A 25385-nucleotide genomic window follows, 5' to 3' on the forward strand; every position below is an offset into this window, starting at 1 on the left:
ACGAGTCAGCCCGCCGATGGAGGGTGACATGAAATACGCAACGCGCGGCGCCATGGCCGCGGCAATTCTGTTCGGCGCAATGGGAGCGGCCTCGGCGGATTCTATCCCCGGCATGCGCGGGCATGACCATACGGGCATCACCGTGCCCGACATGAAGCAGGCGGTAGACTTCTTCACCAATGTCGTCGGCTGCAAGAAGGCGATGGCCTTCGGCCCGTTCGCCGACGACAAGGGCACCTTCATGCAGGACCTGCTCGGCGTCGATCCGAAGGCGGTGATCGAGGAGATCACCATGGTCCGCTGCGGCTATGGATCGAACATCGAATTGTTCAAATACACCGCGCCCGACCAGAAGGACCTGACGCCGAAGAACAGCGACATCGGCGGCTTCCACATCGCCTTCTATGTCGACGACGTCGCCGCCGCGAAGACCTATCTCGAGGGCAAGGGCGTGAAGACCAGGATGGGACCGCTGCCGGTCAAGGAAGGGCCGGCCGCCGGCCAGACAATCCTCTATTTCCAGGCGCCCTGGGGGTTGCAGTTGGAGGCGATCAGCTACCCGCAAGGCATGGCCTATGAGAAGGGCGCAGAAACCGTACTGTGGAGCCCCAAGGACCCCGGCAAGTGATCTGGTGCGCCAAGCGCCTGACAGTCGTTCAATTATAAAACTTTAAGCTTGAAATAATTTCTGTCGGGCGCGATACTGACCATTGGGGATCGCCGGTTTTGCCGGCGGCTCCTTAAGCGAAGAGGAGATCGCAAGACATGAAGGTTGCGGTTCTCGGCGGCGGACCGGCCGGGCTCTACTTTGCCATCTCGCTCAAGCTGCGCGACGCCGCGCATGAGGTGACGGTCTATGAGCGCAACCGTCCGGACGACACGTTCGGCTGGGGCGTCGTACTGTCGGCCGAAACACTGGAGAACCTGACCAAGAACGATCCGGTCAGCGCCGTCTGGATCAGAAAGCATTTCGCCTATTGGGACGATATCGCCGTCATCCATGACGGCGTACGCACCGTCTCCTCCGGCCACGGCTTCTGCGGGATCGGCCGCAAGCGGCTGCTGATCCTGCTGCAGCGCAGGGCGCGCGAGCTCAATATCAACCTGAAGTTCGAGACCGATATCGCCGATCCGCGACCCTTCATGGAGACGCATGACCTGGTGGTCGCGGCCGATGGCTTAAACTCAAAATCGCGCGCGACCTTCGCGGATGTCTTCAGGCCCGACATTGACACGCGAAAGTGCAAGTTCGTGTGGCTCGGCACGACGCAGAAATTCGACGACGCCTTCACCTTCATCTTCGAAAAAACTCAGCATGGCTGGGTTTGGGCGCACGCCTACCAGTTCGACAGCGAGACGGCGACCTTCATCGTCGAATGCAGCGAAGAGACCTGGGACGCCTTCGGCTTCGGCCAGATGACGCAGCAGGAATCGATCGCGGTCTGCGAGCGCATTTTCCAAAAGCATCTCGGCGGCCATGCGCTGATGACCAATGCCAACCACATCAGGGGTTCTGCGTGGATCAATTTCCCGCGGGTGCTGTGCGAGCGCTGGTCGTACAAGAACCTGGCGCTGATGGGCGACGCGGCCGCCTCGGCGCATTTCTCGATCGGCTCCGGCACCAAGCTGGCGCTCGAAAGCGCCGTGGCACTGGCCGACTATGTCGAGTCCGAACCCGATCTCGAAGCGGCCTTCCGCAAATATGAGGATGCGCGGCGCACCGAAGTGCTGAAACTGCAATCGGCGGCGCGCAATTCGCTGGAATGGTTCGAGGAAGTCGAACGATATCTCGGGTTGGATCCAGTTCAGTTCAACTATTCGCTGCTCACCCGCTCGCAGCGCATCAGCCACGAGAACCTTCGCCTGCGCGACGCCGAATGGCTGGCCGGTGCCGAGGAGTGGTTCCAGCGCAAGGCCGGGGCCGGCGGCAACAGGCTGCGCCGCGCGCCGATGTTCGCGCCGTTCAAGCTGCGCGACATGGCTTTAACCAACCGCATCGTCGTGTCTCCGATGGCGCAGTACAAGGCAGTCGACGGCTGCCCGACCGACTGGCATTTTGCCCACTATGCCGAGCGCGCCAAGGGCGGCGCCGGGCTCGTCTATATCGAGATGACCTGCGTCAGTCCCGAAGGGCGCATCACGCCCGGATGCCCCGGCTTCTACAAGCCCGAGCACGAAGTCGCGTGGAAACGGCTGGTCGATTTCGTCCATGCCGAGACCGAAGCCAAGATTTGCGCGCAGATCGGCCATTCCGGCGCCAAGGGCTCGACCCGGGTCGGCTGGGAAGGAACCGACGTGCCGCTGGCGGACGGCAACTGGCCGGTAATGGCGCCGTCCGCCGTGCCATGGTCGCCGCAGAACCAGGTGCCGAAGGCGATGACCCACGCCGATATGGACATGGTTCGCGACCAGTTCGTCGCCTCGGCAGAAATGGCCGAACGCTGCGGCTTCGACATGCTGGAGATCCATGCCGCGCATGGCTATCTGCTGTCGGCGTTCATCACGCCGCTGACCAACCGCCGCACTGATGCGTATGGCGGCTCGCTGGAAAACCGTATGCGCTACCCGCTGGAAATCTTCCATGCGGTGCGCGCCGCCTGGCCAGCGCACAAGCCGATCTCGATGCGCATTTCGGCCAATGACTGGGTCGGCATCGAAGGTGTGACGCCCGCGGATGCGGTGGAGATCGCCAGGATGCTGCATGCGGCCGGCGTCGACCTTTGCGACGTATCGGCCGGACAGACTTCCATCGCCGCAAAACCGGTCTATGGCCGCATGTTCCAGACGCCGTTTTCCGATCGCATCCGCAACGAGGTCGGCATGGCGACGATGGCGGTCGGCAACATCTACGAGCCGGACCATGCCAATTCGATCCTGATGGCCGGACGCGCCGATCTGGTGGCGCTGGCCAGGCCACATCTTGCCGATCCCTATTGGACGCTGCACGCGGCGGTGACGCTCGGCGACCGTGGCGTCAAATGGCCGGATCCCTATCTGCCTGGCCGCGATCAGATCTATCGCCTGGCCGAACGCGACGCGGCAGCGGGGCTCAAAGTATGAGCGCGACGCAGGCAATCTCCGGCAGACATGCGCTGGTCACCGGCGGCGGCTCCGGCGTCGGCCGCGCGATTGCGCAGACGCTGGCGGAAGCCGGGGTGAATGTCACCATTTGCGGGCGGCGCGAGGCGGAGCTTGCCAAGGTGGCCGGCGAAAGCGAGCGCATCTTCGGCATCGCCGCCGATGTCACCGACGAGGCCTCGATGGCAGCCCTCTTTCAGCAAGCGGAGGCGGCGCGCGGGCCATTCGATATCGTCGTCGCCAATGCCGGCATGGCGGGCAGCGCGCCGGCGCACAAGACATCTGTGACCGACTGGCAACGCACGCTCGACGTCAATCTCACCGGCGCCTTCCTGACAGTGCAGCCGGCGCTGGCCGGCATGCTTTCTCGCAAGACAGGCCGCATCGTCTTCGTAGCCTCCACGGCCGGGCTGAAAGGCTATGCCTATGTCGCGCCCTATGTGGCGGCCAAGCACGGCGTCGTCGGGCTGATGCGGGCTCTGGCCGCCGAGACCGCAAAGTCGGGCGTGACGGTGAACGCCGTCTGTCCGGGCTTCGTCGAGACAGACATGTTGCAAGAGTCCGTCCAGCGTATCGTCGCGAAAACGGGCCGCTCTGCGGAGGAAGCGCGGCTGAGCCTGTCGGCGACGAACCCGCAAGGGCGCTTTATCCAGCCGGACGAGGTCGCCGACGCGGTGCTGTGGCTCTGCAGCGATGCCGCGCGGTCGATCACCGGACAGGCGATCTCTATTTCCGGAGGCGAGACATGGTAGCGGGACCGACATCCGCCGGGCCGGGCAAGGACAGGCTGCGGCTGTGGATCCGCCTGCTGCGCGCCTCGCGCACCATCGAGGCGGAGCTGCGCGAGCGGCTGAAGAAGGAGTTCGACACGACGCTGCCGCGCTTCGACGTGATGGCGGCGCTCTATCGCGTGCCGGAAGGCATGCTGATGAGCGACCTGTCGCGCTTCCTTTTGGTATCCAACGGCAATGTCACCGGCATCGTCGACCGGCTGGTTTCGGAAGGCCTGGTCACCCGGGCGCGCCGCAATGGCGACCGCCGCACTTCGATGGTGCGGCTGACTGAGGACGGCTCGAAGTCTTTCGCGGCAATTGCCGCGGCGCATGAGGGCTGGGTCGGCGAATTGCTCGGCACCGTCAGCGAGGACGAGGCGCGGCGGTTGACGGGAATGCTGAAATCGTTCCGCAGCAATTGGGAGGGACGCGAATGAGCGCCATGGCCAGCTTGAAGCCGAAGCATTTCTTGTGGGAGGTCGAAGGCCGGGTTGCGAAAATTCGGCTCGACCGCCCCGAGCGCAAGAACCCGCTGACCTTCGACAGCTATGCCGAGCTGCGCGACACGTTTCGCGACCTCGTCTATGCCGACGATGTCGACGCAGTCGTGTTCCTGCCCAATGGCGGCAATTTCTCCTCGGGCGGCGATGTCCACGACATCATCGGGCCGTTGGTGAAAATGAACATGAAGCAGTTGCTCGCCTTCACGCGCATGACCGGCGATTTCGTAAAGGCGATGCTCAATTGCGGCAAGCCGATCATCTCCGCCGTCGACGGCGTCGCGGTCGGCGCCGGCGCCATCATCGCCATGAGCTCCGACATCCGTATCGCCACGCCGGAAGCCAAGACCGCCTTCCTGTTCACCCGTGTCGGGCTGGCCGGCTGCGACATGGGCGCCTGCGCGATCCTGCCGCGCATCATCGGCCAGGGCCGCGCCGCCGAGCTGCTCTATACCGGCCGGACCATGACGGCGGCCGAGGGCGAGCGCTGGGGATTCTACAACCGGCTGGTCGATGCAGTTGCTTTGGAAGCCGATGCACTCGACATGGCGACGCGCATCGTCTCCGGCCCGACCTTCGCGCATGGCATCACCAAGACGCAGCTCAACCAGGAATGGTCCATGGGCCTCGACCAGGCGATCGAGGCCGAAGCGCAGGCGCAGGCGATCTGCATGCAGACCGGCGACTTCGAGCGCGCGTACAAGGCGTTCGTAGCGAAAGAGAAGCCGGTGTTCGAGGGGAACTAATGTCTGACCGCACTTTCCTCAACTGGCCCTTTTTCGAGGACCGCCATCGCCAGCTTGCCGAAAACCTCGACGCCTGGTGCGCGAGGAATCTTCCCGTCGACCATCACGATGTCGACGCCGCCTGCCGCGATCTGGTGGCGAAACTCGGCCGCGATGGCTGGCTGAAGCCGACGGCGCTCGACCCCGACAGCCCGGCGCCGCTCGATGTGCGCACGCTCTGCATCACGCGCGAGACGCTCGCACGTCATGACGGACTCGCGGACTTCGCCTTTGCCATGCAAGGGCTCGGCACCGGTGCGCTCAGCCTGTTTGGCACACCGGACCAGCAGCATTGGCTGGCGAAAACCCGGGCCGGGCAAGCGATCTCGGCCTTCGCGCTGTCGGAACCGCGCTCGGGCTCGGATGTCGCCAACATGGAAATGACGGCCACGCGCGACGGTAGCGACTATGTGCTGTCGGGCGAAAAGACCTGGATCTCCAATGGCGGCATCGCCGACCTCTACATCGTCTTTGCGCGCACCGGCGAGGCGCCGGGCGCCAAGGGGATTTCCGCTTTCATCGTGCCGGCAGAAACCCAGGGCCTCAGCATTGCCGAGCGGCTGGAAACGATCGCGCCGCATCCTCTGGCGCGGCTTTCGTTCGACAATGCGCGTGTTCCCGCTTCTTCGCTGATCGGCAAGCCCGGCGACGGGTTCCGCATCGCCATGTCGGTGCTCGACGTGTTCCGCTCGACGGTCGGCGCGGCGGCGCTCGGCTTTGCGCGGCGCGCGCTGGACGAGAGCGTGAAGCGCGCCGCCGCGCGCAAACTGTTCGGCGCGCCGATGGCGGAATTGCAGATGGTGCAAGGCCACATCGCCGACATGGCGCTGGATGTCGATGCCGCGGCGCTGCTGGTCTACCGCGCCGCCTGGACAAAGGACATGGGCGCCGCGCGGGTGACGCGCGAAGCAGCGATGGCGAAACTGTTCGCCACCGACAAGGCACAAGAGGTCATCGACAAGGCGGTGCAACTGCATGGCGGCGACGGCGTGCGCAAAGGCCATATCGTCGAGAGCCTCTATCGCGAGATAAGGGCGCTGCGCATCTATGAGGGCGCGTCCGACGTGCAGAAGGTGGTGATCGCCAGGCAGATCATGGGAGCGGCGTGAAGTGGGGGAACTGGACATGCACACCATTCTGCAGCCGGAGGGCTGGGCCAAACCGATCGGCTATGCCAACGGCGTGGCCGCGCGCGGCCGGCTTGTCTTTGTCGGCGGCCAGGTCGGCTGGAACGGGCAGTGCCAGTTCGAGACCGACGACTTTGTCGGCCAGGTGCGCCAAACGCTGGCGAACATCGTCGCGGTATTGGCCGAGGCCGGCGGCGAGCCTCGGCACATCACCTCGATGACCTGGTATTTTACCGACAAGGCCGAGTATGTCGGCAACCTCAAAGGTATCGGCGAGGCCTATCGCGCCGTGATCGGCCGGCATTTTCCGGCGATGGCGGCGATGCAGGTGGTGGCGCTGGTCGAAGACCGCGCCAAGATCGAGATTCAGGCGACGGCCGTCATTCCCGAATAGTTTACCCGCGAAGCCCCGCCTGCCTCAGCAGCGGCAGCACGTGGTCGCAGAAATAGGGCAGTTCCTGCGTGTAGTTGACGAAGGACAAGGCGATGCCCTGGTAGCCATGCGCGGCAATGGCCGCCATGTCGGCGGCGATCGTTTCAGGCGTCCCGACCAGCGGATAGGTGCCGGCGCCGCCGGCGAAACGCTGGCGGTAGCGGTCATAGGCATGCGGATCGTGCGACTGCGAGAATTCCTTCTTGCCGGCCATATGCGCGTCGACCGCTTCGTGGTCGGCCATGTCGACAGCATAACGCGTGTAATAGGCCTGCGCCTCCTCCATGGTCGGGCGGCAGACGACATGCGCCACGGTGTAGACGCCGACATCGCGGCCCGCCTTCGCCGCGCGCTCGCCTATGTCTGCGACATGCTTGCCGGCATCGCTCATCTCGGAAAAGGTCGTGAACAGGTAATCGCATCGGCCGGCGGCGAAATCGCGGCCCGGATCGCCGAAGGCGGCGTTCATCGTCACCGGCCGGAGGGCCTGCAGGCTCGCCGGCCGGCTCACCGCTTCCTTCAGCCGGTAGTAGGTGCCTTCATAGTCGAGAGGCTCGTTCGAGGCATAAAGCCGCTCCAGGATTTCGATCCACTCGGCCGCCTGGTCGTAGCCCTTCTCGACCAGCGGCGTGCCGAACATGCCGAACTCTTTCGGGTTCCAGCCGCAGACAATGTTGAGCCCCGCGCGGCCCTGACTGATATGGTCGACCGTGGCCAGCGCCTTGGCGGCATAGAGCGGATGCACAAGCGGCACATGCACGGTCATGAACAGGCCGATCCTGTCGGTCGCGGCGGCAAGGGCGGCGGCCCATGTGAAGGTCTCGAAGGAGAATTCACGCACCTTGTTGCGGCCGCCAAAACCGCGCCAGCGCGCGATCGGCAGCATGAATTCCAGCCCGGCGCGGTCGGCGATCTGGGCAGCCGTCAGATTGTCCTGCCAGTTCGCTGTCCAGCGTTCCGGCACGTCGGTGATGGCAAGCCCGCCATCCGCATTGGTCGAAAAGACGCCAAGCTTCAGTCGGTTTGGGCCGTGCAGGGGGTGGACTTTGATCATCTTGGAAACTCACGGGCAGGACGCCCACACGCTAGGCTTCGCTAAAAATATTTCAAGCCTGAAATAGCTTCGCCTCGCCGGCTTTTGCGACTATGAATTGCGGCGACAGGAAAGGGCATCGGCATGAGCGAATTCCGCCAGAAATGCATCGGCAGGACGAACCTGGTTGGTTCCTTTGCGGCCATTCCCCACCCCGTCGCGGTCGAGGTGATGGCGTCGTCCGGGCTGGATTTCCTCTGCATCGACTGGGAGCATGCGCAGATGTCGCGCGAGACGATCGAGGCCATGGTGCGCGCGGCCGACGTGCATCGCGTGCCGGCGATGGTGCGGGTTCCTGGACATGCGCCTGAGGCGGTCCAGGCGGCGCTCGACAGCGGCGCGCAGGGCGTGCTGATCCCGCGCGTCTCGACCGCCGCGCAGGCCGCTTTTGCCGTGAAGGCCTCGCGCTATCCGCCGCTGGGCGAACGCGGCGTCGGGCCTGGACGGGCGGCCGGCTATGGCTACCGCATTCCCGAATATCTTGCCGCCGCCAATGAGCGGATCGTCGTGGCGGTCCAGGTCGAGACTTCGGAAGGGCTGGCCAACATCGAGGCGATCGCGGCTGTCGACGGCGTCGACCTGATCTTCGTTGGCCCCGGCGATCTTTCGGTGTCGATCGACGCGATCGGCCCGGCAGGCGCGGATAGGCTCAATGCGGCGATCAAGACCATCATCAGCGCGACGCTTGCGCACGGCAAAGCCGCCGGCATTTTCTGCGCCAGCCCGCAGAATGTCGGCCGATGGGCGCCAAGCGGCGCCAGTTTCTTCGTGCTGGCCAGCGACACGATGTTCCTTGGCGCTGGCGCCGCTGCCAACAACGCCGCCGCGCGCGATGAGTTGGCGTAACCGGACGCGACCAAGGGGGTATCAGTAGGGCAACAACCGCGCCAAACTTTTTAAGCTTAAAACTTTTGCCTTGAAAAGCTCCGCGCTTTGGATAGCATCCTTGATGGTAGCTGCCGTGGCGGAGGGCGTTTTCGGTCAGCTGCCATGGTGCTCCGGGTGGGAAGGGTTTCAGTCCTTGTCGTTTGTGTTGCCCCAGACATCGTCCAGCGCGCGCTACGCTTTCGACGGCGTGCGCGCCCAGATCCGCGACCTGCACACGGAAAACATCGCCAACCTTGCCGTGCGGGCTCGCGAACTGGGCGACGTCATCGCGCTCTGGTACGGCGAAGGCGACATGGTCACGCCCGCCTTCATCCGCGACGCGGCCAAGGCCGCTTTCGATGAGGGCCTCACCTTCTACGTCCCCAACATGCGCGGGCACGCCCCGCTGAACGAGGCGCTGTCGGAGTACCAGACGCGCATCCATGGCCGCCCGATCCCGATCGCGCGCACGACAGTCACGCCGGGCGGCATGCAGGCGCTGTACCTCGCGCTGGAGCTCTTGGTCGATACCGGCACCAATGTCGTCTATGTCGCGCCGCAATGGCCGAACATCCACAACGCCATCCATCTGATCGGCGGCGAGCCGCGGCCATTCTCGCTCGACTTCAAGGGCGACTGGCGGCTCGACCTCGACCGGCTTTTCGCCACCTGCGACGCACGCACCCGCGCCATCTTCCTGTCGACGCCGTCCAACCCGACCGGCTGGACCGCATCGCGCGAAGAAATGCAGGCGCTGCTCGACTTCAGCCGGCGCACCGGCATCTGGATCATCTCCGACGAGGTCTATGGCCGGCTCTGTTTCGACGGCGATGTCGCGCCGTCCATCCTGCAGATCGCCGAGGACGGCGACCGGGTGCTGTCGGTCAACAGTTTCTCGAAGGCCTGGGCGATGACCGGCTGGCGCATCGGCTGGCTGACGCATCCGTCGGGCGTGGCCGACCAGCTCGGCGCCATGACGCAATATATCAACAGCGGCACCGCGGCGCCGATCCAGGCCGGCGCCGTTGCCGCCATCCGCCAGGGCGAGCCGCTGGTGGAAGAAATCCGGCAGCGCATCAAAACCGGCCTCGACCTTGCCTATGACCGGCTGGCGCAGATCCCGGGCGTTATCCTGCCGACCAAACCGCGCGGCGGCATGTATGTGTTCTTCGCCGTGGAGGGCGAGAGCGACGCGAGGCAGGCCTGCGCAAAAATCCTGGAGACGGCGCGCGTCGGACTGGCGCCCGGCCATCTCTTCGGCAGCGCGGCGACGCCGTTCCTGCGCATGTGCGTCTGCCGCGACCGCGACCAGATCGCGACCGCGCTCGAGCGCATGGTCGCCGCCATGAATTGACGCCCCGCTGGGAGGCGGGACGGCAACAAACCGTGCGGGGCGAGCCCCGCCCGATCGACAACAGAGGGAAGACCCAGAGGGAAAACCAAATGAGCTTTACGCGTCGCAATCTGCTTGTTCTGGCCGCCGCCATCGGCATCGCCGCCGGCCCGGCCTCGGCCTATGCCGCCGATGTGCTCAATGTCGGCGCCTACCCGACCAATCCGCCCTTCGAATACAAGAACGAGAGCGGCACGTTCGAGGGTTTCGAGGTCGACATCGTCAACGAAGCGGCCAAGCGCATCGGCATGACCACCGATATCGCCGATCTCGGCTTCCAGGCGCTGTTCGCCGCTACCACCTCGAAGCGTATCGACGTCGCCATCTCCTCGATCACGATCACGGCCGAGCGGCTGAAGTCGCAGTCCTTCACCCAGCCCTATTATGATTCCGACATGGGCATCGCCACCAAGACCGACAGCGCGATCAACAAGGAAGCCGATCTCAAGGGTAAGGTGGTCGGCGTGCTGTCCGGTTCGACCGGCGAGACGTGGGTCAAGGACCACCAGGCGGCCGACGGCTTCAGCGACGTGAAGGGCTACGACACGCAGCAGAACCTTCTGCTCGATCTCAGCGCCGGCCGCGTCGACGCCGCCGTCAGCGACATTCCCGGCATGCAGTACTCCTTCCAGAAGATGAAGGACCTCGTGGTCAAGGAACGCATCAAGACCGGCGAGCAGTACGGGCTGATGATGACCAAGGACCATCCGCTGCTCGGCAAGCTCAACGACGCGATCACCTCGATGAAGAAGGACGGCACGCTGGCCGCGATCCACAAGAAGTGGTTCGGCACCGACGCGCCGGCCGATTCCTCTACGGTCAAGGAAATGCCGCTGCCCAAGGCCTGAGCGGACTGACCAAAAGCGAGCCGTGCCGGCGTCCAGCCTGCACGGCTCGTTTCCTTTCTCCCGGAACCGCAGCGCAGATGTAAGTTTCCGGGCCTCTGTCCTTGTTTTTGAGCAATTCCGGACGGAAAACCGCGTCACACTTTTCCTGGAATTGCTCCGGTACGGTTCGGGAACGCTCCCATGTCGCTGATCGACACTTTCTTCAATCCCGACGTCATTGCGTCCAGCCTGCCGGCGCTGCTGCGGGGTTTCCTCAACACGCTGCTGCTCGGCATCATGAGCATCGTCATCGGCATCGCCGTCGGGCTGGCGATCAGCCTGGTGCGGCTCTATGCGCCGAAGCCGCTGCGCTGGCTCGCCATCGGCTATACTGACATCTTCCGCGCCCTGCCGGTGCTGGTGGTGCTGATCCTGATCTACTACGCCCTGCCCTTCCTCGGCATACGCCTGTCGTCCTGGGCTTCCGCCGTGACGGCGTTCGCCATCATCATGTCGGCCTATTCGGCCGAGGTGTTCCGTTCCGGCATCGAAAGCATTCCGAAGGGCCAGTTCGAAGCGGCGCAGGCGCTCGGCCTTCCCTTCATGCTGACCTTGCGCAAGGTGGTGCTGCCGCAGGCGATCCGCGTCGTCATTCCGCCGATGACCAGCAATTGCGTGTCGATGTTCAAGGACACGTCGCTCGCCTCGACCGTGGCGCTGCCCGAGCTCTTGAAGGAAGCGACCAACGCGCAGTCGCTCTACGCCAACCCCTCGCCGCTGATCGGCGCAGCGCTGGTCTATCTCATCTTCCTCTGGCCGATGGTGCGCCTGGTCAGCCTGCTCGAGCGACGCTTCCAGACCGAGAAGACGCGCTGAGTTTCACCAACCAATCATCCAAGTCCCCCGCAGGAGCGTATCCCCGTGAACAAGCATCAGACCGACAAAGCCGGCACATTCCCGGTCGAGAAAATCCGGGCCATGTTCCCGGCGCTCACCCAGGCCGGCGACTTCATCTTCATGGACAATGCCGCCGGCGCCCAGATCCCGCAAAGCGTGCTCGACGCGGTCACCAACCATCTGGTTTCGCACAATGTGCAGCGCGGCGGCCGCTATGGCCGCAGCGTCATCGTCGACCAGTCGGTCGCGACCGCGCGCGAGAGCGTGGCGCTCTTGATCAACGCCTACAGCCCATTCGAAATCTGCTTCGGCATGAACGCCACCTCGTTCATCCGGCTGGTCAGCCTCGGCATCGGCCAGATGCTTCAAGAGCGCGACGAGATCGTCATCACCGACATGGACCACGACGCCAACATCGCCACCTGGCTGGCGCTGGAATCCGCCGGCGCCAAGTTCAAATGGTGGCGTATGCGCGAGGACGGCAATCTCCATGTCGACGACCTCAAGCCGCTGGTGTCGGAGCGCACACGCCTCGTCGCCTGCACGGTGACGGCGCATTCGATCGGCTCGATCGTCGATGTCGCCTCGGTGGCGCAGATCGCGCATGTCGCCGGCGCCGAAGTGTTCCTCGACTGCGTGCATTACGGCCCGCACGGGCTGATGGACGTGCAGGCCTGGGGCTGCGACTATCTCGTCTGCTCCGGCTACAAGAATTTCTCGCCGCATATGGGCTTCCTCTGGGGCCGCTTCGACACGCTGAAGCGGCTGCCGACCTTCCGCGAGGACTTCATTCCGGACGAGCCGCCCTACAAGGTCGAGGCCGGCACCTTCATCTACGAGAACGTCTCGGGCATGGACGCGGCGGTGCGCTACCTGGAATCGATCGGCCGCAATTTCCTGCCGGAAAACAATCGCTCGCGGCGCGACAACATCGTGGCCGGCATGAACGCCATCCGCGACTACGAACTGATGCTGGCGCGCGAGATGATGAAGGTGCTGAAGGATTGCGGCGCCACCATCTACGGCGTCGCCGACGAGGCGCGCATCCACGAGCGCGTGCCGACCTTCTGCTTCAACATCGGCAAGCTGTCGCCGCAGCGGATCGTCGAGGAGATGGCCGCCATGCAGATCGGCATCCGCGACGGCCACATGTACGCGCCGCGGCTGATGAAGCGGCTCAACCTCGCCATGGACAGCGGCGCCATCCGCGCCTCGCTGGTGCATTACAACACGGTGGAGGAAGTGCGCAAATTCGGCGAAGCGCTGCGGGCGGTGATCGCGAAGCTGGCGTGATCTAACGACCTCTGGTCCGAGCCTGCATAGGTCATCGGAACGGCTACCTCCGCGTCGTCATCCACGGGCGGAGCAAGGAGCGAAGCGACGCGGCGCAGACCCGAGGATCCATTCCGTGACATGCGAGCGCCGCTCACGGTGCAGAATTCTGCTCCGCTGCATTTTTCGGCCGAGGTAACGGAATGGATCCTAGGGTCTGCGCGCCGCTTCGCGTCGCTCCGCCCTAGGATGACGACCTCTAGAACGGCGACCCGCGGCTTAAGCCGCCTTCTTCTTCGCGAGCCTCGCCTTGATGCTCGCCACGTCGGCGCGCGGCGTCGCGGCGAACAGCGTCTTGGTGTAGGCGTGCCTGGGGTTGGAAAAGACCTCGTCGCGCGAGCCGTATTCGACCGCTTCGCCGAAATACATCACCATCACCTCATCAGCGATGTAGCGTACCACCGAGAGATCGTGGCTGATGAAGACATAGGTCAGCTGGAACTCGTCCTGCAGGTCGGCGAGCAGGTTGAGTACCTGCGCCTGCACCGACAGGTCGAGCGCCGAGACCGGCTCGTCGAGCACAAGCAGGCTCGGGTTCAGCATCAGCGCGCGGGCGATGGCGATGCGCTGGCGCTGGCCGCCCGAGAACATGTGCGGATAGCGGTTGTAGTGCTCGGGTCCGAGCCCGACCTTCTTCAGCATCTTCATCGCCAGGTCGCGCCGCTCCTCGGCCGACTTGTCGGTGTTAATGAGCAGCGGCTCGCCGAGCACGTCGCCGATCTTCTGGCGCGGGTTGAGCGAGCCATAGGGGTTCTGGAAGACGATCTGCACCTTGCGGCGCATTTCCTTGGAGAGCCCGTCCCTGGCGATGTCGACCTTGTTGCCGTCGATGAAGAGTTCGCCCGATGTCGCCGGATCGATCAGTGTGATGATGCGCGCGAGCGTGGACTTGCCGCAGCCCGATTCGCCCACGATCGCCAGCGTCTTGCCCTTGTCGACGCTGAAGGAGACGCCCTTCACCGCATGCACGGTGCGCGCGCCGCGGAACAGGCCACCGCCGACATGATAGTCGCGCTTGATGTTCTTGCCTTCGACGACCTTGGTCATGCGCCGGCTCCTGAAGGTGCGGCCTCGAAAAGCATGTCGGAGACGGTCGGCAGCCGGTCGCCGACGGCGTTGTCCGGCAGCGCCGAAAGCAGCGCGCGCGTGTAGTTGCTCTTCGGGCTTTCGAACAGTGACAGCACGTCGGCCTCTTCCATCTTGCGGCCCTTGTACTGGACGATGACGCGGTCGGCGGTCTCGGCCACCACGCCCATATTGTGGGTGATCATGATCAGGCCCATGCCGTATTTGGCCTGCAGCGAGACCAGCAGGTCGAGGATCTGCTTCTGGATGGTGACATCGAGCGCGGTCGTCGGCTCGTCGGCAATCAGAAGCTTTGGATTGCAGGCGATCGCCATCGCGATCATGACGCGCTGGCACTGGCCGCCCGACATCTGGTGCGGGAAGGAATTGAGCCGATCGGCCGGATCGGGAATGCCGACCTGCTTGAAAAGCTCGATGGCGCGTGCCCGTCGCTCGGCCTTGTCCATGCCCATATGGAAGCGCAGCACTTCCTCGATCTGGAAGCCGACGGTGAAGCACGGGTTCAGGCTGGCGATCGGCTCCTGGAAGATCATGGCGATGTCCTTGCCGATGATCTTGCGACGGTCGGCGGGGCTGATCTTCAACAAGTCGCGGCCGTTGAAGGTCATGCGGTCGGCGGTGACGGTGGCTGTCCAGGGCAAGAGGCCCATCACGGCCAGCATCGACACCGATTTGCCGGAGCCGGATTCGCCGACGATGGCGAGCACCTCGCGCTCGTCGACATGGAGCGAGACGCCGTCGACGGCGCGGAACGGACCGGACGCGGTCTGGAACTCAACGACGAGATTCTGGATGTCGAGCAGCGCCATCACGACCTCCTGAGCTTGGGATCGAGCGCATCGCGCAGGCCGTCGCCGACCAGGTTGATGGCAAGCACGGTGATGAGGATGGCGAGACCGGGGAAGGTCACCACCCACCAGGCGCGCAGGATGAACTCGCGCGCCGAGGCCAGCATGGTGCCCCATTCCGGCGTCGGCGGCTGGGCGCCGAGGCCGAGGAAGCCGAGGGCGGCTGCCTCGAGGATGGCGTTGGAGAAGGACAGCGTGCCCTGGACGATCAGCGGCGCCAGGCAGTTGGGCAGGATGGTGGCGAGCATCAGCCTGAGATGCCCGGCCCCGGCGACCTTGGCGGCCACGACATATTCGCGGCTCTTCTCGGCCATCACGGCGGCGCGCACGAGACGGGCGAAATGCGGCTGCAGCACCAGCGCGATCGCCAGCATCGCGTTGAACAGGCCGGGGCCGAGGATGGTGACCAGCACCAGCGCCAGAAGAAGCGACGGGAAGGCCAGGATCAGGTCCATGACGCGCATGATCGCGACATCGACCCAGCCGCGGAAATAGCCGGCGAGAAGGCCGAGCGTGATGCCGCCGGTCAGCGCCAGCGTGACGACGACGGCGCCGATCAGCAGCGAGAAGCGCGCGCCGTAGAGCAGGCGCGAGAGGATGTCGCGGCCGACCGGATCGGTGCCGAGCAGAAATTGCGTCGAGCCGCCGGCCTGCCACGCGGGAGGCCGCAGAAACGCGGTCTTGTCCTGGACATCAGGCGCATAAGGCGCGAGCAGCGGCGCGAATAGGGCCGCCAGCACCAAAAGGATGAAGACGAACAGGCCGATGACGGCGCCGCGGTTCACCGAGAAATAGTGCCAGAAGGTTTTCAGGCCGGTGAGGCGATCCGGATTGCCGGCGGCCATCGGGGCGATTTCGGTCTGGCTCATTTATGCCGCCCTGATGCGTGGGTTGATGACGGCGTAAAGCACATCGACGATGAGGTTCACCGCCATGACGATCAACGCGATCAACAGCAGGCCCGACTGCACGACGACATAGTCGCGCTTGAAGATGGAATCGACCATCCACTTGCCGATGCCGGGCCAGGCGAAGATGGTTTCGGTGAGGATGGCGCCGGCGAGCAGCGTGCCGACCTGCAGGCCGATGGTGGTGACGACCGGGATCAGCGCGTTGCGCAAGGCATGCACGCCGACGACGCGGGCCGCCGAGAGGCCTTTGGCGCGGGCGGTGCGGACGTAATCCTCGCCCAGCACCTCGAGCATCGCCGAGCGCGTCTGGCGTGCGATGACCGCAAGCGGGATGGTGCCGAGCACGATCGCCGGCAGGACGAGATGGCTGAGCGCCGAGCGGAACGCGTCCCATTTGCCGTAGAGCAGGCTGTCGATGGTCATGAAGCCGGTGATCGGCTTGAAGAAGAATTGCAGGCCGATGCGGCCCGAAACCGGCGTCCAGCCGAGATAGCCGGAAAAGAAGATGATGAGCAGAAGGCCCCACCAGAAGATCGGCATGGAATAGCCGACAAGGGCCGTGCCCATCAGCGATTGGTCGAACCAGGAGCCGCGTTTGACGGCGGCGAAGATGCCGGCCGGAATGCCGATGACCATGGCGAAGACCATGGCGAAGAAGGACAGCTCCAGCGTTGCCGGGAAGAGCGTCTTGAATTCCTCGAGAACCGGGCGCTTGGAGGAAATAGACACGCCGAAATCGCCGGTGGCGACCTCGCCGACATAGCGCGCATATTGCTGCCAGATCGGCAGATTGTAGCCGAACTTTTCCTTCAGCTCTTCGTAGCGGGCGGGCGCGACGCCATGCTCGCCGGCCATGGCGAGGATCGGGTCGCCGGGCAGCAGCCGCACGAAGGCGAAGGCGCAGATGGTGATGCCGACGAGCGTCGGGATCAGGAGGGCGATCTTGTTGAGAAGATAACGGAGCATCGTCGAGTGGAATGGGGCGGCGTTAAGGTTTACGCCGCCCCGTTCGCAATCTTATTCGGCTTTGTCAACGCCGTCGAAGCGATGAATGCCGAGCGGGTCCATCATGAAGCCGCTGACATTCTTGCGAACGACCGCATAGACCTGGCTGTGGGCCAAAAGGAAAGCCGGAGCCTGCTTGGCGAAGATCACCTGCGCCTGCTCATAGAGCTTGGTGCGCTCGGCCTGGTCGCTGGTCTTCTTGGCCTTCTGGATCAGGTCCTCGAAGTCCTTGTCGCACCAGCTTGAGTAGTTCGAGACGCCGATGGCCGAGCAGGCGAAAAGGGTGGCGAAGAAGTTGTCCGGATCGCCATTGTCGCCGGTCCAGCCGATCTGGAACGCGCCGGGACGGTCCTTCTTCTTGCCTTCCTCGCGGTACTTCGTCCACTCGTAGTTGACGATCTCGGCCTTGACGCCGACCTTGGCCCAGTCGGCCTGGATCAGTTCGGCAGCGCGCTGGAAGTTCGGGTTGTACGGACGGACGCGGTCGGAAGCCCAGAGCTGGATTTCCTTCAAGCCGGCCGCCTCGAGCACCTTCTTGGCCTCATCCGGATTGTAGGCGTCGGACTTCACGTCCTTGTCCCACGACCACATGGTCGGCGGGATCAGGTTCTCGGCAGGCGTCGCGCCGGCATCCTGGAACAGCGACTTGATCAGCGCTTCCCGGTCGATCGCCTGGTTGAGCGCATGGCGCACTTCCGGCTTGTCGAGCGGCGGGATCGTCGTGTTGTAGCTCATATAGCCGATGTTCAGGCCGGCCTGATCCATCAGGGTCACGTCATTGTTGGCCTTGATGGTGGCGATGTCGGCCGGGTTCGGATAGGGCGCGATGTCGCATTCGCCCGCCAGCACTTTCTGGATGCGGGCAGTGGCGTCAGGCGTGATGGCGAAGACCAGATCGTCGATCTTTTCCTTGCCCTTGAAATAGTCGGGGTTGGCCGCGTAGCGGATGACCGAATCCAGCTGGTAGTCGACGAACTGGAACGGGCCGGTGCCGATCGGCTTGGTCGAGAAGTCGGCCATCTTGCCGTCCTTCTCGAGCTGGTCGGCATATTCCTTGGACACGATCGAGGCGAAGTCCATGCCGAGATTGGCCAGCATCGGCGCGTTCGGCTCAGTCAGCGTCAGCTTGACGGTGAGGTCGTCGACCTTCTCCCACTTGGCGACGTATTTCGGCATGTCCATGCCGGTGTAATAGTCCCAGGTGAGGTTCGGCAGATACTTGTCGCCGTTCCACGGATTCTGCTTGTTGAACTGGCGGTCGAAGGAGAAGACGACGTCGTCGGCATTGAGGTCGCGCGTCGGCTTGAAATAGTCGGTGGTCTGGAACTTCACGCCCGGATGCAGGTGGAACGTATAGACCAGGCCGTCGTCGGAGATTTCCCACTTGTCGGCGAGACCGGGCTCGATCTCGGTGCCGCCATGCTTGAACTCGACCAGTCGCGAATAGACCGTGCGCGAGGACGCGTCGAAGTCGTTACCGCCGGTGGTCGTACCCGGATCGAAGTTCGCGGGCGACGCTTCCGAGCAGTAGACAAGCGTCTTTGCGCTGGCCATGCCGCTGAGGACGCTTGCAGCCAGCAACGCGGCTGCAAAAGTCATTGTCTTTTTCATTGAGCACTCCCTGATGTTCTCCCAAGCCCCTCTATCAGGCCGGTGAAGGGCGCATATAAGCACCGTTTCCTCGGCTTTGGAACACCTCGTTTGCGTACCCCATGGGAAGCAGGAAAAGAATCTAGTCTTTGCTCAGAATGGAGAAAAAATGAGCAGTTTTTTCCGCTCACGACAATGTTAACGACGCCATTTTTTTATTGATATGCCGCCATTCGGAATGGCTTTGGCGCGGCGCGAATGGCGAAAGTCAAGCTGCTGCTCAAACCCGATGCCGGGCGGCCGAAGACGAGGATTTCGACGGCAAATCTTTCCTCGCCTTGCCGCTGGGGCAAGACTTGCACCGCCGCCGATAGAGGCAATACATAGATGCTGGCGGATTTCCTGGGGGAATCCCCGACCGGCGCGGAGGACGCTTGTTTCAAGAGCGTGCGCCACAGCGAAGGCGACAGGGAGAGACAGGGTGGCAAAAGCAGCAAAGACGACAGCGCCGGCGAAAGCAAAAGCCAAGCCTGCCGCCGCGAGCGACGCGCCGAAGCCCGCCAAAGCCGCCGCCGCGCCCAAGGCGAAAGCCGCCGCCAAATCGACTGCCGCGAAGGCCAAGCCTGCGACCGCAAAGGCAGCCGCCGCGAAAGCCGCTCCTACGAAGGACGCCGCGAAATCCGCCTCCAAGCGCCTGCCGAAAGCGATCACCGCGCTGACTGCCGGGCTGCCGGAAAAGCCGTGGCTGAAGAGCTACCCGAAGAACATGCCGGCCGAGATCGGCACCCTGCCCTACAATTCGATCGGCGACTTCCTCGTCGGCGCCTGCAAGCAATTCGCCAGCCAGCCGGCCTATGTCTGCATGGGCAAGTCGATCACCTATGCCGAGTTGGAGCGGCTGTCGGCCGCCTTCGGCGCCTATCTGCAGTCGAAGGGCCTGGAGAAGGGCGCGCGCGTGGCATTGATGATGCCCAACGTGCTGCAATATCCGGTGGCGATGATGGCGGTGCTTCGCGCCGGTTACACGGTGGTCAACGTCAACCCGCTCTACACGCCGCGCGAGCTCGAGCATCAGCTGAAGGATTCCGGCGCGCAGGCGATCGTCATCCTGGAAAACTTCGCCGGCACGCTGCAGGCGGTGGTCGCCAGGACGCCCGTCAAGCATGTGGTGGTGGCCGCCATGGGCGACCTGCTGGGCGGGCTCAAGGGCGCTATCGTCAATCTGGTCGTGCGGCGGGTGAAGAAGATGGTGCCGGCCTGGTCGCTGCCCGGCCATGTGAAGTTCAACGCCGCGCTCAAGACCGGCGCCACGATCGCCTTCAAGCCACCGGCGGTTTCGGGCGACGCCATCGCCTTCCTGCAATATACCGGCGGCACCACCGGCATCTCGAAGGGCGCGGTGCTTTTGCACAGCAACGTGCTGTCCAACGTCGTGCAGAATTCGCTGTGGGTGGAGGATGCCTATACGGTGAAGCCGAAGCCGGCGCATCTCAACTTCATTTGCGCGCTGCCGCTCTATCATATCTTCGCGCTGACGGTGAACGCGCTGATGGGCATGCAGCAGGGTGCGCAGAATGTGCTGATCCCCAATCCGCGCGACATTCCGGGCTTCGTCAAGGAGCTCGGCAAATATCCGGCGCATATCTTCCCCGGCCTCAACACGCTGTTCAACGCGCTGCTCAACAATGAGGAGTTCCGCAAGCTCGACTTCAAGCCGCTGATCCTGACGCTGGGCGGCGGCATGGCGGTGCAGAAGGGCGTGGCCGAGCGCTGGAAGGCGCTGACCGGCTGCGCGGTCAGCGAAGGCTACGGCCTGTCCGAGACCTCGCCCGTGGCCACCGCCAACAAGTTCAGCGCCAGTGAATTCACCGGCACGATTGGCCTGCCGCTGCCCTCGACCGAGATCGCCATCCGCGACGACGACGGCAACAACGTCCCGCTGGGCGAAGTCGGCGAGATCTGCATCAAGGGACCGCAGGTGATGGCCGGCTATTGGAACCGGCCCGACGAGACCGCCAAGGTGATGACCAAGGGCGGCTTCTTCAAATCCGGCGACATGGGCTTCATGGACGAGCGCGGCTACACCAAGATCGTCGACCGCAAGAAGGACATGATCCTGGTCTCGGGCTTCAACGTCTACCCGAACGAATTGGAAGAAGTGGTGGCGCATCACCCCGGCGTGCTGGAAGTTGCGGCGATCGGGGTGCCGGACGAGCATTCGGGCGAAGTGCCTAAACTGTTCGTGGTGAAGAAGGACCCGGCGCTCACCGTCGAGACGCTGATGGCCTATTGCCGCGAGAACCTGACCGGCTACAAGCGGCCGAAATTCATCGAGTTCCGCACCGAACTGCCGAAGACGCCGGTCGGCAAGATCCTGCGGCGCGCGCTGCGGGACCCGGCTTGAGCGAAGCGTCCGGAAACGCAACGCGGGAGCCTGCCCAGAGGCTCGATCCCGCCGCGTTCATCCAGGCGAACATGCGGCTTATGCTGGTGCCTTCGTTGCCGGAGATCCAGCTCTACCTTGCCCATCCCGGCAGCGGGCTGAGGCGTTTGCTCGAACCGGACGACGACAGCAAGGCCGAGCCGCAGCCGCCCTACTGGGCCTATGCCTGGGCCGGCGGCGCCGTGCTGGCGCGCTACATTCTCGACAAGCCGTCGGTCGTCGCCGGAAGACGGATGCTCGATCTCGGCGCCGGCTCGGGGCTGGTCGGCATGGCTGCGGCCAAGGCCGGCGCGCGCGAAGTCATCGCGGCCGAGATCGACCGCAACGGCATCGCGGCGCTCCGCCTCAACGCAGCGGCCAATGGCGTTGCCATCGATATCGTCGACAAAGACATCACCGCCGGTCTGCCGCCGGCCGTCGATCTGGTGCTGGCCGGGGACGTCTTCTACGCGCAGGAGGTGGGGCTGCGCATGATGCCCTTCCTCGATCGCTGCCTCGCCGCCGGCATCGAGGTGCTGGTCGGCGATCCCGGCCGCGCTTGGCTGCCCAGATCGCGGTTGCGGTTGCTCGACGAATATCAGGTGCCGGATTTCGGCGACGCGAAGGGTGCTGTGGTTCGGCCAAGTGGAGTGTTTTCATTGGAGAAAGAGCGCGATCGCTGAGTGGCCGGTTTCGACTCACCAAACGACTCTTTGCGCCTAATTCCGGTCGCTGCAAGAGTTGTCTCTCTCGACCGACACGGACGCGAGGTGCATCGGCGAGACGGCTGATCTAATCTGTGTATGAGCAATGGCGAGGATTAAGACCGATGGAGGATTTTGTTGGTCGCTGGATCGCTGGAAACGACTGGCACACGACCACGACGATCGAGATCAAGATTGTCGATGGCCACCTCGTCGTGTGCGCCATCGATGGCTCCAACGGCGAACGAGCGGAAATCCAGGACCTGATCTATGGGAATGACGAAGTCCGCTTCGCTTCCCATTGGTCATCCGGCAAAACCACCACATACCGGCTTCTGCTGTCGGACGGACGGCTGGTCGTGCATTTCACGGTTTCCGACACCGACTATTTCAAGAGAGATCTGAACCCGGACGGGACGCAGAGGTGGCGCAGCGGCATCCTGCACATCGCGCCCGGCCATTCGGCGGGCGGTTCGCTTCGCCGGGCGGTCCGCACGAGCGGGCGTACCGACGATGTGATCAATTATCGCGACGATCTCAGCTGCGGCCCAATTGATTCCGAAGAGCCCTCTGCGCGAGTGCGCTGGTGGGCGTCGATATACGACGAGTACGAGCGGCACGACGTCGATCTCGACGGTTTCTGGAAGCAAATCATGTCGACCTCGGACCGTCTCGTCGTCTGGGTCGGACGCCATAGCGCCCAGGAGCATGCTTTCTTCCTGGCCCTGGTGGATCGCCTTGGCGACCGCCCCTACGACATCATCGATGTCACCGGGCTGCAGATGCCGTTGACACGGCCCGACGGCAAGCCGCGATTATCGAGCCCCAAACAGGCCGTTTCGCTGATGAGCGAGACGGAGCTCGCCTCGTTGTTTGGCACGCAACGCGCGTTGACGAGCCAGGAACGAGAGGATGCCGCGCGACGCTGGCGAACGTTGAAATCCGAAAACGCACCGTTCCGTATCGTCGCAGATTCTGGGCTGGTCTCGGCGCCTGCGGATGTTTTCGACGCGCTTCTTCTCGAGCGGGCCAGCAAAGATTGGCGCAAGGTTGCACGCGTCATCGCCGAGACTATGGGACACAATATGGAGCCATATACCCAGGTCGGCGACCTGATGCTGCTGACCCGTATCGTTGCCCTTGTCGATCAGGGAAAGCTCATCGCCCATGGCGACCCCTGGCTCATGCGACAATGCGAAGTACGGCTCCCGGATTAGCAAGATAGGCGTCTTCTTTCGGAAGAGCCTCTGCGGACCAGCCGGTCCGCTTGTGGCCCAATCTCGGCGGTTGAGGGCAACGTGCTTTTTTGCCCAAGCCTTCCCGGTCAGATCGTCTCCTTGACCCTTGCCGCCAAGAAATCCGGCAGGTCGGCGACCGAATCCAGGATGACGTCGGCCAGCGGCGCCAGCGAATCGCGCGTGCCGGTGCCGGAGAGCACGCCCACCGCCAGGCCGCAGCCGCCGGCGCGCGCCATTTCGAGATCGTGGCGGTTGTCGCCGACCATGGCGATCTCGTTTGCTTTCAACCCGGTCAGATCGCAGAACGCGACCACCGTGTCGGGCGCCGGCTTGGAGTTGGCCACGGCGTCATAGCCGAAGGCGGCATCGAAGAGCTGCGCGATGCCGAGCGTCGCCAGCGTCTTTTCGGCGCCGCTGGTCGAATCGTTGGTGGCGACGCCCATCCGGAAGGATCGTTGGTGCAAGGTCCGCAGCGACTCGATGATGCCGGGTAACGCGACGGCCATCGATGAGCCCTGCACCGAGGTGATCTCGTTGAAGCGGGAGACCGCAAGCATCTGGTCCTCGTCGGACAGACGCGGGAACCAGAGCTCGACGACGTCCATGTTGGAGCCGGAAGCAAAGATCGAATCGGGCTTGAAGCGCTTGGTGACGAAGTCGAAGCCGGCGGCGGCGAGCAGGCGATCGGCCTTCCAGCGATCGCCCTCAGCGGCGTCCATGGCCATGAAATCGGCAATGCCGAGCCAGGTTGTGTTGAAGTCGACAAGCGTGCCGTCCTTGTCGAACAGAATTCCTTTGATATCCGCCAATGCTTTTACTCCACGCTACGCAATTGGTGGATGTGTCCCACCAGACCGGCAGTCGAGGCGTCGCGTTTTGCGGCAGGCTCCTTGCCCTCAACGACAGGCAACAGGCCTGTCGCCAATTCCTTGCCGAGTTCGACACCCCACTGGTCGAAGGAATTGATGTTAAACAGCGTGCCTTCGACGAAGACGCGATGTTCATAAAGCGCGATGATCCGGCCGAGCGTGCGCGGATCGAGCTTCCTGTAAAGAATGGTCAGCGACGGGCGGTTGCCCGAGAAGACGCGATGCGGCGCTATCTTGTCTACATCGGCTGATTTCATGCCCTTGGCCAGCATCTGCGCGCGCGCCTCCTCCAGCGTGCGGCCCTTCATGAAGGCTTCCGACTGCGCCAGGCAATTGGCGAGCAGAAGGTCGTGCTGATGCTTCAGCTCGGGTTCGTGACCGACCGCGGCGGCGAGGAACTCGACCGGGATGAAATCGGTGCCCTGATGCAGCAGTTGGAAGAAGGCGTGCTGGCCATTGGTGCCGGGCTCGCCCCAGACCAGCGGGCCGGTCGGCGTGGCTACCGCGGTGCCGTCCAGCGTCACGCTCTTGCCATTCGATTCCATGTCGAGCTGCTGGAGATAGGCCGGCAGGCGTGACAGGCGCTGGTCGTAAGGGATGACCGCGCGGGCCGGATATTTGCAGACGACCCGGTGCCACCAGCCGATCAGGCCGAGAAGAACCGGCAGGTTCTTCTGCAGCGGCGCCGAGCGGAAATGCTCATCCATCTCATGCGCGCCGTCGAGGAAGGCGCGGAAGTTGCGCGGACCGACGGAAATCATCACCGGCAGGCCAATGGCGCTCCAGACCGAATAGCGGCCGCCGACCCAGTCCCAAAAGCCGAAGACGCGGTCCTTTTCGATGCCGAACTTGGCCACGAGATCGAGGGCCGTCGAGACGGCGGCGAAATGCTTGCCGACCGCTTTCTCGCCAAGCGCCTTCTGCACCCAGTCGCGCGCCGTCTGCGCATTGGTCATCGTCTCGACCGTGGTGAAGGTTTTCGAGGCGATGATGAACAGCGTCGTTTCGGCCGAAAGTCCCTTCAGAGTGTCGTGGATATGGGCGCCGTCGACATTGGAGACGTAATGCGCGCGCGGCCCGTCATGGTAGGGGGCGAGCGCCAGCGTCACCATGGCCGGGCCGAGATCCGAGCCGCCGATGCCGATGTTGACGATGTCGGTGATCTTCTTGCCGGTGGCGCCGGTGGCCTTGCCGGACCGGATGGCGTCGGCGAAGGCGCCCATGGCGTCGAGCACGGCAATGACGTCGGCCTTGGTGTCCTGCCCGTCGACGATGACGCTTTTACCCGTGAGGTTGCGCAGCGCGGTGTGCAGCACGGCGCGGTTTTCGGTGATGTTGATCTTCTTGCCTTCGAACATGGCGGCGCGGCGGCCAGCCAGGTCGGCGGCGCCGGCGAGCTTCTCCAGCATCGCCATGGTGTCGGCATCGATGGCGCATTTCGACCAGTCGAGCAGAAGGTCGCCATCGGTGGCGGAAAATTTCTCGAAGCGCTTTGGATCGGCGGCGAAAGCTTCGCGCATCGTACCCTTGGCCGCCGCGCGCTGGTCGCGCAAGGCGGCAAGTTGCTTGTCGAAAGAAGACTGATCCACTGGCGGGCTCCTGGCGGG

Annotated in this window: 23 protein-coding genes; 15 read left to right on the forward strand and 8 right to left on the reverse strand. The window is 63.9% G+C overall.

The window, feature by feature from the left end:
- The first annotated feature begins 28 nt into the window (after positions 1–28).
- The 7 genes from FJ988_RS01550 (at position 29) to FJ988_RS01580 (ending at position 6657) form a co-directional block, all read left to right on the forward strand.
- Positions 29–628 carry a VOC family protein gene (locus FJ988_RS01550; RefSeq protein ID WP_140814981.1) on the forward strand — a complete coding sequence of 200 codons (600 nt, stop codon included), beginning with the start codon at positions 29–31 and terminating at the stop codon, positions 626–628.
- 137 nt (positions 629–765) lie between these two features.
- Complete coding sequence (locus tag FJ988_RS01555) at positions 766–3060, forward strand: bifunctional salicylyl-CoA 5-hydroxylase/oxidoreductase (RefSeq protein WP_140814982.1); 2295 nt, start codon at positions 766–768, stop codon at positions 3058–3060.
- On the forward strand, positions 3057–3830 hold the full coding sequence (locus FJ988_RS01560) for an SDR family NAD(P)-dependent oxidoreductase (protein WP_140814983.1): 774 nt from the start codon (positions 3057–3059) through the stop codon (positions 3828–3830). The genes FJ988_RS01555 and FJ988_RS01560 overlap by 4 nt, the downstream gene beginning before the upstream one ends.
- The gene (locus FJ988_RS01565; protein WP_140814984.1) at positions 3824–4288 is read left to right on the forward strand and encodes a MarR family winged helix-turn-helix transcriptional regulator; all 465 of its coding nucleotides are present in this window, start codon (positions 3824–3826) and stop codon (positions 4286–4288) included. The genes FJ988_RS01560 and FJ988_RS01565 overlap by 7 nt, the downstream gene beginning before the upstream one ends.
- A complete protein-coding gene (locus tag FJ988_RS01570; protein WP_140814985.1) occupies positions 4285–5097 on the forward strand; it encodes an enoyl-CoA hydratase family protein in 813 nt (270 codons plus the stop codon). Before FJ988_RS01565 ends, FJ988_RS01570 begins: the two co-directional genes overlap by 4 nt.
- The gene (locus FJ988_RS01575; protein ID WP_140814986.1) at positions 5097–6245 is read left to right on the forward strand and encodes an acyl-CoA dehydrogenase family protein; all 1149 of its coding nucleotides are present in this window, start codon (positions 5097–5099) and stop codon (positions 6243–6245) included. The genes FJ988_RS01570 and FJ988_RS01575 overlap by 1 nt, the downstream gene beginning before the upstream one ends.
- A 16-nt stretch (positions 6246–6261) precedes the next feature.
- On the forward strand, positions 6262–6657 hold the full coding sequence (locus tag FJ988_RS01580; RefSeq protein ID WP_140814987.1) for a RidA family protein: 396 nt from the start codon (positions 6262–6264) through the stop codon (positions 6655–6657).
- A 1-nt stretch (position 6658) separates the two neighbouring features.
- Here FJ988_RS01580 and FJ988_RS01585 read toward each other — a convergent pair whose 3' ends face one another.
- Positions 6659–7750 (reverse strand): LLM class flavin-dependent oxidoreductase, encoded by a 1092-nt coding sequence (locus FJ988_RS01585; RefSeq protein ID WP_140814988.1) that lies wholly within the window; start codon positions 7748–7750, stop codon positions 6659–6661.
- 123 nt (positions 7751–7873) lie between these two features.
- Here FJ988_RS01585 and FJ988_RS01590 point away from each other — a divergent pair, with 123 nt between their 5' ends.
- The 5 genes from FJ988_RS01590 (at position 7874) to FJ988_RS01610 (ending at position 13066) form a co-directional block, all read left to right on the forward strand.
- A complete protein-coding gene (locus FJ988_RS01590) occupies positions 7874–8635 on the forward strand; it encodes an HpcH/HpaI aldolase/citrate lyase family protein (protein WP_140814989.1) in 762 nt (253 codons plus the stop codon).
- Positions 8636–8810: 175 nt separating this feature from the next.
- Positions 8811–10010 (forward strand): pyridoxal phosphate-dependent aminotransferase, encoded by a 1200-nt coding sequence (locus FJ988_RS01595; protein ID WP_140814990.1) that lies wholly within the window; start codon positions 8811–8813, stop codon positions 10008–10010.
- A gap of 89 nt (positions 10011–10099) precedes the next feature.
- Complete coding sequence (locus tag FJ988_RS01600; RefSeq protein WP_140814991.1) at positions 10100–10897, forward strand: ABC transporter substrate-binding protein; 798 nt, start codon at positions 10100–10102, stop codon at positions 10895–10897.
- Between the two features lie 180 nt (positions 10898–11077).
- A complete protein-coding gene (locus FJ988_RS01605; protein WP_140814992.1) occupies positions 11078–11752 on the forward strand; it encodes an amino acid ABC transporter permease in 675 nt (224 codons plus the stop codon).
- A 45-nt stretch (positions 11753–11797) separates the two neighbouring features.
- Entirely contained in the window at positions 11798–13066 is a 1269-nt protein-coding gene (locus FJ988_RS01610) for a cysteine desulfurase-like protein (protein WP_140814993.1), read from the forward strand.
- 258 nt (positions 13067–13324) lie between these two features.
- Here FJ988_RS01610 and FJ988_RS01615 read toward each other — a convergent pair whose 3' ends face one another.
- Genes FJ988_RS01615 through FJ988_RS01635 form a run of 5 tightly spaced genes read right to left on the reverse strand, consistent with a single transcriptional unit; the run spans position 13325 to position 18566 of the window.
- Positions 13325–14152, reverse strand: a complete 828-nt coding sequence (locus FJ988_RS01615; protein ID WP_140814994.1) for a dipeptide ABC transporter ATP-binding protein — start codon at positions 14150–14152, stop codon at positions 13325–13327.
- Positions 14149–15000, reverse strand: coding sequence for an ABC transporter ATP-binding protein (locus FJ988_RS01620; protein ID WP_140814995.1), 852 nt, complete (start codon positions 14998–15000; stop codon positions 14149–14151). The genes FJ988_RS01615 and FJ988_RS01620 overlap by 4 nt, the downstream gene beginning before the upstream one ends.
- A complete protein-coding gene (locus FJ988_RS01625; RefSeq protein WP_140814996.1) occupies positions 15000–15908 on the reverse strand; it encodes an ABC transporter permease subunit in 909 nt (302 codons plus the stop codon). The genes FJ988_RS01620 and FJ988_RS01625 overlap by 1 nt, the downstream gene beginning before the upstream one ends.
- Positions 15909–16916, reverse strand: a complete 1008-nt coding sequence (locus FJ988_RS01630) for an ABC transporter permease subunit (protein WP_140814997.1) — start codon at positions 16914–16916, stop codon at positions 15909–15911.
- 51 nt (positions 16917–16967) lie between these two features.
- Complete coding sequence (locus tag FJ988_RS01635) at positions 16968–18566, reverse strand: ABC transporter substrate-binding protein (RefSeq protein WP_140814998.1); 1599 nt, start codon at positions 18564–18566, stop codon at positions 16968–16970.
- 460 nt (positions 18567–19026) lie between these two features.
- On the opposite strand from FJ988_RS01635, the gene FJ988_RS01640 reads away from it, so the two are divergent.
- The 3 genes from FJ988_RS01640 (at position 19027) to FJ988_RS01650 (ending at position 22888) form a co-directional block, all read left to right on the forward strand.
- Positions 19027–20949 (forward strand): long-chain fatty acid--CoA ligase, encoded by a 1923-nt coding sequence (locus FJ988_RS01640; protein WP_140814999.1) that lies wholly within the window; start codon positions 19027–19029, stop codon positions 20947–20949.
- Positions 20946–21650, forward strand: coding sequence for a class I SAM-dependent methyltransferase (locus tag FJ988_RS01645; RefSeq protein WP_407067724.1), 705 nt, complete (start codon positions 20946–20948; stop codon positions 21648–21650). Before FJ988_RS01640 ends, FJ988_RS01645 begins: the two co-directional genes overlap by 4 nt.
- A 146-nt stretch (positions 21651–21796) precedes the next feature.
- Positions 21797–22888, forward strand: a complete 1092-nt coding sequence (locus FJ988_RS01650) for a DUF3658 domain-containing protein (protein WP_140815000.1) — start codon at positions 21797–21799, stop codon at positions 22886–22888.
- 107 nt (positions 22889–22995) lie between these two features.
- Here FJ988_RS01650 and FJ988_RS01655 read toward each other — a convergent pair whose 3' ends face one another.
- Positions 22996–23718, reverse strand: a complete 723-nt coding sequence (locus FJ988_RS01655) for an HAD family hydrolase (RefSeq protein WP_140815001.1) — start codon at positions 23716–23718, stop codon at positions 22996–22998.
- 5 nt (positions 23719–23723) lie between these two features.
- Positions 23724–25367 carry a glucose-6-phosphate isomerase gene (gene pgi / locus FJ988_RS01660; protein ID WP_140815002.1) on the reverse strand — a complete coding sequence of 548 codons (1644 nt, stop codon included), beginning with the start codon at positions 25365–25367 and terminating at the stop codon, positions 23724–23726.
- Between the last annotated feature and the right edge of the window lie 18 nt (positions 25368–25385).

It is taken from the genome of Mesorhizobium sp. CU3 (assembly GCF_006442965.1).
Taxonomy (GTDB): domain Bacteria; phylum Pseudomonadota; class Alphaproteobacteria; order Rhizobiales; family Rhizobiaceae; genus Mesorhizobium.